10 protein-coding genes and 1 tRNA gene are annotated in these 13,020 nt (G+C 44.7%); all 11 read left to right on the top strand.

Annotated elements, in window-relative coordinates:
- The first annotated feature begins 85 nt into the window (after window positions 1–85).
- Window positions 86–1,006, top strand: a complete 921-nt coding sequence (gene argF / locus ACTTJF_RS07950; RefSeq protein ID WP_442551489.1) for an ornithine carbamoyltransferase — start codon at window positions 86–88, stop codon at window positions 1,004–1,006.
- Window positions 1,007–1,019: 13 nt separating this feature from the next.
- Window positions 1,020–1,511 (top strand): DUF2603 domain-containing protein, encoded by a 492-nt coding sequence (locus ACTTJF_RS07945; RefSeq protein ID WP_442551488.1) that lies wholly within the window; start codon window positions 1,020–1,022, stop codon window positions 1,509–1,511.
- Window positions 1,508–2,869: an oxygen-independent coproporphyrinogen III oxidase gene (gene hemN / locus ACTTJF_RS07940; protein WP_314351089.1), complete on the top strand. Its 1,362-nt coding sequence runs from the start codon at window positions 1,508–1,510 to the stop codon at window positions 2,867–2,869. The genes ACTTJF_RS07945 and hemN overlap by 4 nt, the downstream gene beginning before the upstream one ends.
- A gap of 9 nt (window positions 2,870–2,878) precedes the next feature.
- Complete coding sequence (locus ACTTJF_RS07935) at window positions 2,879–4,129, top strand: (Fe-S)-binding protein (protein WP_442551487.1); 1,251 nt, start codon at window positions 2,879–2,881, stop codon at window positions 4,127–4,129.
- An 87-nt stretch (window positions 4,130–4,216) separates the two neighbouring features.
- Window positions 4,217–5,959 carry a TolC family protein gene (locus ACTTJF_RS07930; RefSeq protein WP_442551486.1) on the top strand — a complete coding sequence of 581 codons (1,743 nt, stop codon included), beginning with the start codon at window positions 4,217–4,219 and terminating at the stop codon, window positions 5,957–5,959.
- A 28-nt stretch (window positions 5,960–5,987) separates the two neighbouring features.
- On the top strand, window positions 5,988–6,653 hold the full coding sequence (locus ACTTJF_RS07925; protein WP_442551485.1) for a transglutaminase-like cysteine peptidase: 666 nt from the start codon (window positions 5,988–5,990) through the stop codon (window positions 6,651–6,653).
- The gene (locus tag ACTTJF_RS07920) at window positions 6,654–8,585 is read left to right on the top strand and encodes a bifunctional diguanylate cyclase/phosphodiesterase (RefSeq protein WP_442551484.1); all 1,932 of its coding nucleotides are present in this window, start codon (window positions 6,654–6,656) and stop codon (window positions 8,583–8,585) included. It begins immediately after the preceding gene.
- Between the two features lie 3 nt (window positions 8,586–8,588).
- Entirely contained in the window at window positions 8,589–10,718 is a 2,130-nt protein-coding gene (locus ACTTJF_RS07915) for a type I secretion system permease/ATPase (protein ID WP_442551483.1), read from the top strand.
- A gap of 5 nt (window positions 10,719–10,723) precedes the next feature.
- Window positions 10,724–12,133 (top strand): HlyD family type I secretion periplasmic adaptor subunit, encoded by a 1,410-nt coding sequence (locus ACTTJF_RS07910; protein WP_442551482.1) that lies wholly within the window; start codon window positions 10,724–10,726, stop codon window positions 12,131–12,133.
- Between the two features lie 10 nt (window positions 12,134–12,143).
- Window positions 12,144–12,752, top strand: a complete 609-nt coding sequence (locus ACTTJF_RS07905; RefSeq protein ID WP_442551481.1) for a LuxR C-terminal-related transcriptional regulator — start codon at window positions 12,144–12,146, stop codon at window positions 12,750–12,752.
- Window positions 12,753–12,816: 64 nt separating this feature from the next.
- Window positions 12,817–12,892: transfer RNA gene (locus ACTTJF_RS07900), tRNA-Thr, on the top strand.
- Window positions 12,893–13,020: the final 128 nt, after the last annotated feature.

The raw sequence follows: 13,020 nt of genomic DNA, 5'->3' as shown, positions 1-13,020 counted from the left end.
TTAAAATTTCTGCACAACATTTAAATCCATCTCACAATACTTCGCCTTAAAAATTTGTGGGCAAATTTGGGAATAAGGGGACAAAATGCGGCACTTTTTGACGCTAAACGACTTCGGTAAAGACGAAATTTTAGAAATGATAAATTTGGCGCGCGAGATAAAAAAAGAGGCAAAGGCGCGAGATTTTAAACCGTATCTAAAAGATCAAAAACTGGCGATGATATTTGAGAAAAGCTCGACTAGAACGCGCGTAAGCTTTGACGTGGGGATGAACGAGCTTGGCGGGCACGCGCTGTTTCTTAGCTCGAGCGATATCCAGATCGGGCGCGGCGAACCGATAAAAGACACTGCGCGCGTGATCTCGCGAATGTGCGATCTCATCATGGCTCGCGTAAATTGCCACGAGACGCTCGAGGAATTTGCCAAATTTAGCCGCGTGCCCGTGTTAAACGGCCTTAGCGACAAATTTCACCCAGTACAGCTGATGGCGGACTATCTCACGATGCTAGATTTTGACGCTAGCGGCTGCGTAGCCTATGTGGGCGACGGCAACAACATGGCCCACTCGTGGCTGATGCTAGCCTCTAAACTCGGCCTAGAGCTAAGAATAGCCACGCCTGCGGGCTACGAACCGGACGCTGATATAGTAAATTTAGCGATAGAAAACGCGCAAATTTCGGGAGCTAAAATTTATATAACTCAGGACGTAAAAGAAGCCGTATCGGGCGCTAACGTCGTTACGACCGACACTTGGGTCTCGATGGGGCAAGAGGCGGAAAAAGAAAAGCGCCTGAGGGAATTTGCCGGATTTTGCGTGGATGAAAATTTGATGAAATTAGCCGCGTCTGGCGCGATATTTTTGCACTGCTTGCCGGCCTACCGCGGATACGAGGTGAGCGAGGCGGTGTTTGAAGCGCATGCGGATGAGATTTTTGCAGAAGCCGAAAATAGACTGCACGCGCAAAAAGGCGTGATGGTGTGGCTTGATAGGCATCGAAACGGGTAAGTTAAGGAAGTAAATGAAAGAAAAAAATCTACAAAAAACATACGAAAAAATCGACGAAATTTCGGGCGAGCTCGGGATAAAAGATGGCGAAAAGACGATATTTGAGATCGTGCCGACGAGCGATCCTAATCAAATGAGCCTCAGCCTAAAAAGCGGCTCGTGGGACGGGGTGGAGCCGTGGTTCGGCATTGACGAAAATCAAAATTTACACACGATGGTTTCGTTAAAATCGCTCTCGCAGCTCATCGAAGCCTACCGCAACGTCCAAAAAGAAAATTTCGAGCTAAGGCTCGAAAAGACGATCTGGCAGAACGTGCCGATAGATTTCGCCGACGTTTGGGTCGTGGCGATGGACGAGATACGCAAGATCGCCGCAAAAAATAAAAACAAAAAAAGCATAGACGTAAATTTGGAAAAACTGGTAAAGGGTATCAAAAAGCAGTATCCAAATTTGTTCGTCGATATGGAGAATATAATGAAAAACGCAAGGAATAAAACGCTATGATAGATTTTGACGCTTACGTGAAGTATTCGCGCCCGGGACCGCGATACACGAGCTATCCGACCGCACCCGAGTTTAGCGATAAATTTAGCTACGAGGACTACCTGCGGGAGCTAAAAAACCGCGACGCCTCGCGCCCGCTTTCGCTTTATTTGCACCTGCCGTTTTGCCGCAGCGCCTGTTATTTTTGCGGTTGCAACGTAATTTATACGAGCAAAGAGGACCGCAAAACGCGGTACATGGAGTATCTGCAAAAAGAGCTCGATCTGCTAGCGGCGAACCTCGACACGAGCGCGCCCGTGCTACAAATGCACTTTGGCGGCGGCACTCCGACTTTTTACGGCGCGGATCAGCTCGATGAAATCATAAAAATGATAAAGGCTAAATTTAAAAATTTCTCGCCCGAGGCTGAAATCAGCTGCGAAATCGACCCAAGATTTTTGACCCGCGAGCAGCTTGACGTGCTCGTCTCTCACGGCTTTAACCGTATCAGCTACGGCGTGCAGGACTTTGACGAGCGCGTGCAAAAAGAGATCCACCGTATCCAGCCTTACGAAATCACCAAAAACGCCGTGGATATGGCGCGCGCTAAGGGCATAAACTCGATAAATATGGACCTGATCTACGGTCTGCCGTATCAGACGCTAGAGAGCTTTAAAGCGACGCTGGATAAGGCTCTGACGCTGTCTCCGGACCGCCTGGCGGTGTTTAACTACGCGCACGTGCCGTGGATAAAAAAATCTATGCGTAAATTTGACGAAGCTACGCTACCTAGCCCTAAAACCAAGCTTGAAATTTTAAAATACACGGCCGAGTTTTTTATCAAAAACGGCTACAAAATGATCGGAATGGATCACTTTGCAAAGCCGGGCGACGAGCTTTTCGGCGCGCTTGCCAACGGCACGCTTCATCGAAATTTCCAAGGCTACACGACTAAGGGCGGAGCCGATCTAATCGGCATCGGACTAACTAGTATCGGCGAGGGGCAAAGATACTACGCTCAAAATTTCAAGGACATGGACGAATACGAAAAGGCCCTGGATAGCGGCGTTTTGCCGTATTGCAAGGGTATTTATCTAACTGGCGACGATCTAATAAGAAAAGCCGTGATAATGAGTCTAATGAGTAACTTTGCGCTCGATATCAAGGCGGTCGAAGCCAAATTTGACATCAAATTTTTCGAGTATTTTAAGGATGATTTGGTCGAGCTTGAAAATTTGAGCGAATTCGTAACCGTAACGCCCGAAAAAATCAGCGTAAACGAGACCGGCACGCTAATCATCCGCAATATCGCGATGTGCTTTGACGCGTATTTGAAAAAAATACCGGAAAATTTACGCCGATTTTCAAAAACGGTTTGATGGATGGGTATGTTTAAATTTAGCGAAATTTCAGATAAATGCGTAAAATGCGGCAAATGCATCCAAGTCTGCACGATCCACAAGATAAACTCCGACGAAACGACCTCTCCGCGCGGATTCTTGGATCTCGTAGGGGCTTACGAGCGCGGCGAGCTAAAGCTCGATAAAAGCACAAAAAATATCTTTGAGAGCTGCTTTTTGTGCACGAACTGCGTCGAGGTATGTCCAAACTCCTTGCGCGTGGATACGGCGATAGAAAACGTCCGTCGCGACATCGCCGATAAATTTGGTATCGCGTGGTACAAAAAAGCGTTTTTTTGGTTGCTTCGCCACCGAGCGGTTATGGATTTTTGCGCGAGGCTGGGATATGTGTTTCAAAGCTGCGCGTTTAAGATCCGCAAAGGCGCTATGAGCCCGAGGTTTAGCCTACCGATGGTGAAAAAAGAGCGGCTTTTGCCCACTGCTAGCAAAAAGAGCTTTTTAAACTCGCACGCCGAGTTTATCGATAACGGCGGCGATAAAACTATCGGAGTTTTTATCGGCTGTATGGGAAACTACGCATATACGGGCATCGGCGAGGCTTTGATTAAGATCGCGCGCGAGCTTGGGTTAAATTTAAATTTGATGAAAAAGCAGGCCTGTTGCGGCGCGCCGGCGTATTTTACCGGAGATTTTGCGACGGTCGAAGTTTTGGCAAAGCGAAATATCGAGTATTTTGAAAAAATGCTGGGCGAATTAGACGCCATCATCGTGCCCGAGGCGACCTGTTCGGCGATGATAAAGATCGACTACGAGCACTTTTTCCATGACGACGAACAGTGGCGAGAGCGTGCAAAAGCTGTGAGCAAGAAGATATTTTTAGCGACGGAGTATTTTGAAAAATTTACGAATTTGGCTGAAATTTTGGCTAAAAAAGGCAAAAATTTGACCTCCGTGACCTATCACGACCCTTGTCACGCTAGAAAAATGCAAGGCGTCTTTAAAGAGCCTCGCAAACTGCTCGCTCAAAACTATGAAATAACAGAGATGAGCGATCCAAACGAGTGTTGCGGTTTTGGCGGAGTGACGATGCAGTCTGAAAAATATCACCTAAGCCGCGCGGCCGGACAAAGAAAATCCGAGATGATAAAAAACTCTGGCGCAAAGATCGTAAGCGCGGAGTGTAGCGCCTGTAAAATGCAAATTTCAAATGCGCTGCATATCGGCGGCTCAGACGTGAAATGCGAGAACCCGATAGAGTTAATCGCAAAAATACTTTAGTAAATTTATAACTTTTTTATTTTTTATAATATATAATCGCGGGTTAATGTATTAGCGTTAATTTAAAATAAATTACAAAGGATTTCTATGAGAAAAGCAGCAGCGATTAGCTTTTTAGTTTGCGGTTTGTTGTTCGCAAATGACGAATATAACGTATTTGTGAGCAGCTTCGGCGACGACGTAAAAGAAGAAGCGATAGAGAGCGCCAGAGCTAGCGTAGAGCGCAAGGTAGGCGACTTTGACGGAGTGGAAAAAGTAGTAAGCGGAACTTTCGGTAAATACCGTGCCGTAGCCGTTAGAACCAAGTCTTTAGATAAAGACAGCATTAAAAATTTAACGGCTAAAATCAAGGCGGCAGGATACGTAGACGCTTATAGCGCAGTCGCTAAAGACTCTATTTCTTCAGGCGATGAAACGCAAAATTTAAGCGAAAGCAAAGATGTCGCTAAAGCTCCAAAGCCAGGTCTAAGAAAAAAACAAGATTTGACGTTTAAAGAAGCGCCGGAGCCGATGGGAGCTGCCTATCTTGAAAATGGTGCGCAAGAGAGCGGTCAAGTGAGCTTAAATACAGCGGTTAAAAATTTACTTCTTGAAAACCCGGGTCTAAAAGAGACCGAATATGCATATATGCAAGTCGGAAAAGACCTAAATATCGCCAATAACGCCTACTATCCGACATTTGATATCGGCGGAACTTACGGCTACAGAAAAGAAAAAATAGATAACGGCATAACCGTACAAAAAGGTAGCGGCAAAAGGCTTACCGCAAATGCGACGCTAACGGAAAATTTATACAACGGCGGAGCCGATAAAAACAGAATGATCTCTCAAAGCCACAGGATGGATGCTGCCGCTTATAGCGTAGCGCAAAAGGCCGACAGACTTACGCTTGAGTTTGCAAACGCTTATATCACCGTGCTTCAAACTAAAGAGTTGCTTGAGATCGCACAATCAAACGTAAAAACTCACGAGGAAATTTATTCGCAAATCAAAGATAGAACAAGTTCAGGCTTTGCTAGAGGCTCTGAGGAAAGACAGGCTGGTTCTCGCCTTACGCTAGCTCAGGCAAATTTGATCTCTCGCGAAAACAACTATAACGACGCTCTAAGTACTTTTGAGAAACTTTACGGCAAAGGCATTGCGGCGGAAAATTTAGTCGCTCCAAGCTTTGAGTTGCCGCTACCGGGAAGCGAGAGCGCGGTATATAACATCGCTATGAAATGTAACCCAAGCGTGCTTTTGCAAGATGCGAACATAAAAATGAATCAATCCGTCGTTAACGAGAAAAACGCCGCTTTTAGACCGAAGGTGGATCTCGAAGCCAGCGCAAATCACGAGAGAAACGATGTATTTTACGACGATTATAAAGATACGTCTTACGATGTTTTGCTAAGACTAAAATATAATCTTTACAACAAAAACTCAGACAAGCTAGAAAAAGAAAAGGCCGTCCTAGCCGTTACCGAGTCATCTCACGGGCTTGAGAGAGTAAAAAGAGAGCTTTCAGAGAGTCTTAAATTTTCATGGCAGACTTACGTGCTAAATCAAAAAAGGCTTGAGTATCTAAACGAGCACGTTAAATACGCAAAAGAGACGCTTGACGCGTATAGGGACGAGTTTAGGATCGGCAGACGCGATCTTATAAATTTGCTTGACGCCGAGAGTGAATACAACAACGCTTTGGTTGAGATCGTAAATACTCAAAAAGAGCTTTTATACGCTAAATTTAGGCTTCTTGATAATATGGGTATGATAACCGATAGCTTCGAGCCTGGGTTTGCTAAAAAATATATCCAAGGCGCGTGCTCGATAGCCGAGGATCTAAGATAGTCTTAGACTAAAATTTAGATAAATTTTTATGAAATTTGGCATAAGCGCGGGCAAATACAAGAGGACGTTTTTAGCGAGCGCCCTTTTTGTGTTCGCGATTTTTGCGGGAGGCGAGTTTATAAAAGCCTCCACCTACGACAAGATCGCTAAAGTTTACGGCCAAAACGCCAAAAAAAGAGTGGTTGCCTTAAACGAGCTTATGGTGAGCTTAAAGGACGCCACGGAGCAAGAAAAGCTCGTAAAAGTAAATGACTTTTTTAACCGCTTACAGTGGAAAGACGACAGGGAAGTTTGGGGACAAAAAGACTACTGGGCTACGAGAATGGAGTTTTTGGGCAAGGGTGCCGGGGATTGCGAGGATTTCGTTACGGCGAAGTACTTCACTCTAAAGCAGCTCGGCGTTTCCACGCAAAAGCTTTATTTTACTTACGTAAAAGCGCTTGATTACAACCAGGCGCATATGGTTTTATCTTATTATGACAGCCCAAAGTCCATACCGCTAGTTTTAGACAATATCAACCCAAACATCAAAATAGCTACGCAAAGAAAAGATTTAGCGCCCGTTTATAGTTTTAACGGCGATTCGCTATTTTTATCAAAACAAGAAGGCTTGGGGCAGGCCATCCCCGGCGGAAACAAAAAACAAAATCCAAAATGGCTAAATTTAGTCGACAGAATGAAAGAGGACGGATAGATGACGCTTTTAAAACAAATAATGCTGGCGATAATTTCCTTTATGTTGGTTATTTTCGTGGCCGTCGGGATTTTAAATTTTACGACGACGAACGACTATATCTCCGCTCAGCTAGGCACTAACGCCAATCACACGGCAAATTCGCTAGGTCTTGCCATAGCGTCGGTAGCAAATCCAAACGATTTATCCAGCATTCAAACGATGATAAATTCGGTATTTGACAGCGGATACTACTCGATGATAAAGCTAGCCGGAGTAGACGGCGAGACGCTGATAGAAAACTCGCAGCCTCTAGTCGTAAATAGCGTTCCCGAGTGGTTCGTAAAAAACGTAAAACTAGAAGCTCCGGTAGCGCAAAGCGAGATAATGCTCGGTTGGAGCAAATTCGGCACTATTTACGTCCAAAGCAACACCGGCATCGCTTATTACGAGCTTTACAACATAGTTAAAAAGGTATTTTTCGTGCTTTTCGTGATGTCGCTATCGGCTCTGCTTATTAGCTATTTTGGCGTAAAGATAATTTTTATCCCGCTCAAAAAGGTTCAAAAGCAAGCCGAGGCCATACTGCAAAACAGCTTTATCTTACAGGAAAAAATTCCTTTTACGCTCGATATTAGGCAGGTTGTCCTTGCGATGAACGTGATGATAACGCGCGTTAAGGACGTGTTTGAGCAAAGCGCTAAGACGCTAAGCAAATACGAAGAGCTACTTTATAAAGACGAAGAAACCGTACTTTTCAACAGAAGGTATTTGCAAAATAACTTTAAAGATTATATCTCGAGCGAGGAGTATTCAAGCGGCGCCGCATCGATGATAACTTGCAAAGATTTGCGAGATCTAAAACAAGAGATCGGCTTTAACGCGCAGCAAAAGCTTATAAAAACCATCGCGTCTATAATATCCCAAAATGCTATAGGTATGCTGCGAGCTAGGCTAAACGACGATGACTTTATGATCGTGGCCGCAAATTTAACGACGCAAAACGTCAAAGCCATAACCGATAAAATTTTACTAACGATACAAGAAGAATTTATCAAATTTAACGTAGATATGGACAAGCATCCAGTCTTTGCCGCGATCGTGCCTTACGGACCGAAAACTCCGCTAAAAGACGTGCTCATAACGGCCGATATCACGCTAGCAAGAGCTAAAGAGGGCTCAAATTTCTCCTCTCTGATCTATAAGAGCGACAAAGAGATCATGCTCGGAAAAGAGGAGTATAAAGAGCTCATCGAAACATCTCTTAAAAACGGTATGTTTAAATTTGCGGGACAAAAAGTGGCGTCAAATTTTGCCGAAATAGCGCACTGCGAGCTATTTATTAGACTCGTTGACGGCGAGGGTAGATGGCAGACGGCGAGCTACTTTATGCCGATGGTAAACGAGCTAAAGATGGCGGTGGATATCGACCTTTACGTTTTAAACAAATTTGCCGATATGCTAAGAGACGGTAAGCTTAAAAATATGCAATACGCGCTAAATTTGGGCAAGGATATCTTAAACTCTACTCAGCACTTTACCGAGCTTGAAAATGCGCTCAAAAAGATAAGACGATACGCGCCTGCTAAAATTTTTATCGAGATCCCGAACAAAGACGACATCGACGTGACGGTTCTTGACGGACTTCACCAGAGATTGCGCGCGCTTGGTTTTGGCTTTGGACTTGATCACTTCGGATTTGACGCGAAAAGTATCGAAAGGCTCAATGCCGTTAGCCCTGATTACGTCAAAATCCCGGTGGCAAATTTGATAGACTTTTTAGGCGAGAGAACGTCTGAGCAAAGAAGCTCGTTTGAAGCGATGATGAGAAGCAAGGGCGTAAAAATCATAGCCATGGGCGTAGAAAACGAAGAGCAAGAAAAGAGACTGCATACCCTAGAAATCGACTATTTGCAGGGGATTTTCATATCTCAAATAGAAAATATCGGATAAAAAATGCAAGAAAAGAAAAACGACGAACTGCTTGATTGTTTGGTGATATTTACCAAGCTGCACAACAACCCATACACTGCCGATGCGCTAGTGGCCGGGCTACCGACGAACGAAAACGAAGATATCGAGCTTTTTTCGCTTAGCGGCTCGAAATCGCTTTTTACTAGAGCGGCGGCTAGAGCGGGGTTTGTTTCAAATTTGGTAAATAAACGGATCGAGGATATTTCGCCTTTGGTGCTGCCTTGTATTTTGCTTTTGCGCGGCAAAAAGGCTTGTATATTAGAGAGTTTTGAGGGTAAAACGCACGCAAAAATCATAACTCCAGATATGCCAAACGGCTCAAATTTGATAGAAATCGAAAAGCTAAAAGAGGAGTATCTGGGCTATAGCTACCTGCTAAAGCGCGAGTTTATCCCCGAGGATAATAAGCCAAATTTGATAGATACGAAAACTAGCCACTGGTTTTGGGGTACGCTAAAGCGCTCGAGGAAAATTTACATCGACGTCATCGTAGCTAGCATAGTGATAAATTTATTCGTTTTAGCCAGTCCGCTTTTTACGATGAACGTTTACGATCGAGTCGTGCCAAATAACGCCGTAGAGACGCTTTGGGTGCTAGCTCTTGGCGTGGGCGTGGTTTATCTTATCGATCTGTTTTTAAAATTTATACGCACGTATTTTTTGGACGTTGCTGGCAAGAAAAGCGACATCATCATGAGCTCGTTGCTTTTTGAGCGCGTGATGGATATAAAGCTCTCCGTTAAGCCAAAATCGGTCGGCTCGTTTGCTAATAACCTGCGCGAATTCGATACGGTTAGAAATTTTTTCACTTCGAGCACTCTGGCTGTTCTCATCGACCTGCCGTTTGCGATTCTGTTTTTGCTGATTACTTATTTTATCGCGAGTTATTTGGTGGTCGTGCCGCTATTTTTTATGGCGGCCGTGCTTTGCTACACGCTTTTTATCAAAAACCCGCTCCAAACCAGCATAAAAAGCACCTTTGAGGCTAGCGCGAAAAAAAACGGAATTTTGATCGAGACGCTAAACGGCCTTGAGACGATAAAAACCATGGGCGCAACCGGAAACGTACAGTGGAACTGGGAAGAGGCCACCGGCGAGATAGCGAACAAAAGCATAAAATCAAAGCTGATCTCGGCGTCGATAAATACGGTTACGTCGTTTTTCGTGCAGTTAAATACGGTCGGCATCATCGTCTTTGGCGTCTATATGATACAAGACACCAAGCTCACGATGGGCGGACTCATCGCGGCCGTTATGCTTAGCTCGCGCGCTATCGCTCCGATGGGACAGTTTGCTAGCCTGCTGGCAAACTACGAGCAGACGAAAACCGCCTACGAGAGCCTAAAAAAGATAATGGAGATGCCCGTCGAGCGTCCAGAGGGTAAAAAATTCGTCCGCAGAAATACCTTTAATGGCAAGATCGAGTTTAAAAACGTATGCTTTACCTATCCGGAAAGTACCAAAGCATCGCTAGATAGGGTAAATTTTACTATAAACGCAGGAGAAAAGGTGGGCATCATCGGCAGAAACGGCTCTGGAAAAACCACTATCGAAAAGCTTATTTTGGGGCTTTATTCGCCGACCGAGGGCTCGATCCTGATAGACGGCATCGATATAAATCAAATCGATCCGGCCGATTTGCGCCGAAATATCGGCTACGTCCCGCAAGACGTGGTTTTATTTAAAGGCACGGTAAGAGGCAACATCGTCTACAAGGCCCCGCACGTCGATGATATGCAGATCATCCGCGCGGCAAAGGTTAGCGGCGTAGACGAATACGTAGACGCGCATCCGCTAGGCTTTGATATGCCGGTGCATGAGCGCGGCGAGGGCATAAGCGGCGGACAGCGCCAAGCTATCGCCGTAGCGCGCGCATTTTTGCTGGATAGTCCGATTATATTGCTCGACGAGCCGACAAATTCCCTTGATAGCAGCGTGGAAAATAAGCTAAAAAACAATCTCAAATTTAACACGAAAGATAAAACTATGCTGCTTATCACGCACAAAACGTCTCTGCTCGAGCTAGTAGATAGACTCATCGTCGTCGATAACGGCAAGATATTGCTAGACGGGCCGAGAGATGAAATTTTAGCTAAGCTTGGCGGAAAGTAGCGAGCATGGATAAGAAAAATTTAGAAATACAAGAAAATATCGGGCAAAATTTAGAAGCTTCGACCCAAAATATAAAAAAGATCATCCAGTCCAAAAACTACGACGCAAACGATCTTCGTTTTATGTCAAGCTTGTCAGAGGCGGTACTGGCGAAGGCTCCGTCGGGATCTAGGAAAATTTTATATATCGTCGCCATAACCGTTTTTTGGCTCGTAGTTTGGGCGTCGTTTGCGCAGATAGACGAGATCACGCGCGGCAACGGCAAGATCATCCCGTCGGGCAAAAATCAAATCGTGCAAAATTTAGAAGGCGGTATAATCGAGGAAATTTACGTTCACGCGGGCGATGAAGTAAAGAAAAATCAAATTTTATTAAAAATTGACGACAAAAGCGTTTCTAGCGTCTACGGAGAATCTAAATTTAGACTAAACGAGCTGCAGGCAAAATACTTGCGCCTTTACGCCGAGTCAAACGACGAGGAATTTGATGCGAAAGAGACGGGAGATAAGGACTATGACCGATTCGTCGGATTTGAAAAGAGCCTTTACGATACGAACAAAGCAAGACTGAGGGAGCAAATCGGCATCCTGGAGGAGCAGATAAAGCAGCGCCAAAGCGAGCTAAAGGAGCTTGAGAGCAAGATCGACCAGACTCAAAGCAGCTACAATCTACTACAAAAAGAGAAGCAGATAACCGAGCCGTTATTTAGAAAAGGGCTTGTGAGCGAGGTTGAGTACCTGCAGCTTCAAAGACGCGTAAATGACCTAAGAGGCGAGCTAAGCGCGGCAAAACTCTCTATCCCTAGAGTGCAGTCCACGATAAAAGAGGTGGAAAACAAAATAACCGAAGCCAAACTTGCCTTTCAAAATAGCGCAAAGAAAGAATTTAACGAAGTTTCGGCTGAAATTTCTAGGCTAAACGAAAGCCAGGTAAATTTAAGCGACAAAGTAGAAAGAACGCTCGTGCGTTCGCCGGTGGACGGCATAGTGAGCAAACTGATGGTAAATACCGTCTCTGGCGTCATAAAGCCCGGCATGGACATCGCCGAGATCGTCCCCGTCGAGGATAGCTTGATAGCCGAGGTAAAGGTAAAGCCTGCGGACGTGGCGTTTTTGCGACAAGGACTAAAAGCGATGGTTAAGCTTACCGCTTACGACTTTGCGATATACGGCGGACTAGAGGGCGAAGTGACGCAAATCTCTGCCGACACGGAAACAAACGAAAAAACTGGTGAGAGCTACTATCTAGTCAGGATAACGACCGAGAAAAACTACCTAGGAAGCGAAGATAGACCGCTTCGTATCAAGGTGGGCATGATAGCTAGCGCCGACATTATAACCGGTAAAAAAACGGTGCTTGATTATTTATTAAAACCGATATTAAAAGCTAAACAAAACGCTTTGAGAGAACGATAGGAGCGCGGATATGAGAATTTTGGCATATTCAGGAAATGCAGCCGTAATAAACGAGATAAAAGATAAGTTGGCTGCGAGCGAGGTAACGGCGACGCAGAAAAAAGACATTTTTTTAGAGCTTGCTTACGATAAAAACTACGACGTAGTTTGCGTGGATATTTGGGATGCCGACAAAGAAGCAAGAGAGCTTTTGAGCGCGGTGGAGGGCATTAAAATTTTGATACTTTCTCATGAACCTAAATTTAACGAAGGTAGAGAGTTTTTGCACCTTGGCGCAAAGGGCTATGCAAACGCGCGCATGCTTGAGGTGCATTTTAAGGACGCGCTCGAAGCGATCGAAAGAGGCGAGGTTTGGCTCTATCCGGAATTTATCCAAAATATGATACAAATGATGACGAAGGAAATTTTGCCTTCAAATTCGTCAAATTTGCTAGAAAAGCTTACAAGTAAGGAAAAAGAGATAGCGCAACTAGTCTATAAAGGGCTAACAAATCAAGAAATCGCCGAGATTTTACAAATAACCGTAAGGACGGTAAAAGCGCATGTAGGCACTATTTTTGAAAAAACAGGAGCGAAAGATAGGATAAATTTGATTTTATTAATGCAAAAAATGAAATAATTTTCTTAAAAACCTTGACTTTGAAAAGAAATTGGGCTATAATCCAACTTTCATAAATCAGGATGCTGGTGTAGCTCAGTTGGTAGAGCTACTGCCTTGTAAGCAGTGGGTCGGCGGTTCAAGTCCGTTCACCAGCTCCATTTCATAACAGTGTTTGACCAGAAATACCATTGCAAAGCATTTATTTTTTAAAATAGGGTGAGATACTCAAGTGGCCAACGAGGGCAGACTGTAAATCTGCTGACTATGTCTTCCGTGGTTCGAATCC

Origin of the sequence: Campylobacter sp. (genome assembly GCF_052170435.1) — a bacterium.
Classification (GTDB): domain Bacteria; phylum Campylobacterota; class Campylobacteria; order Campylobacterales; family Campylobacteraceae; genus Campylobacter_A.
Note: the sequence above shows the minus strand (reverse complement) of the source record. Positions and strands in the feature narration are given on the sequence as shown.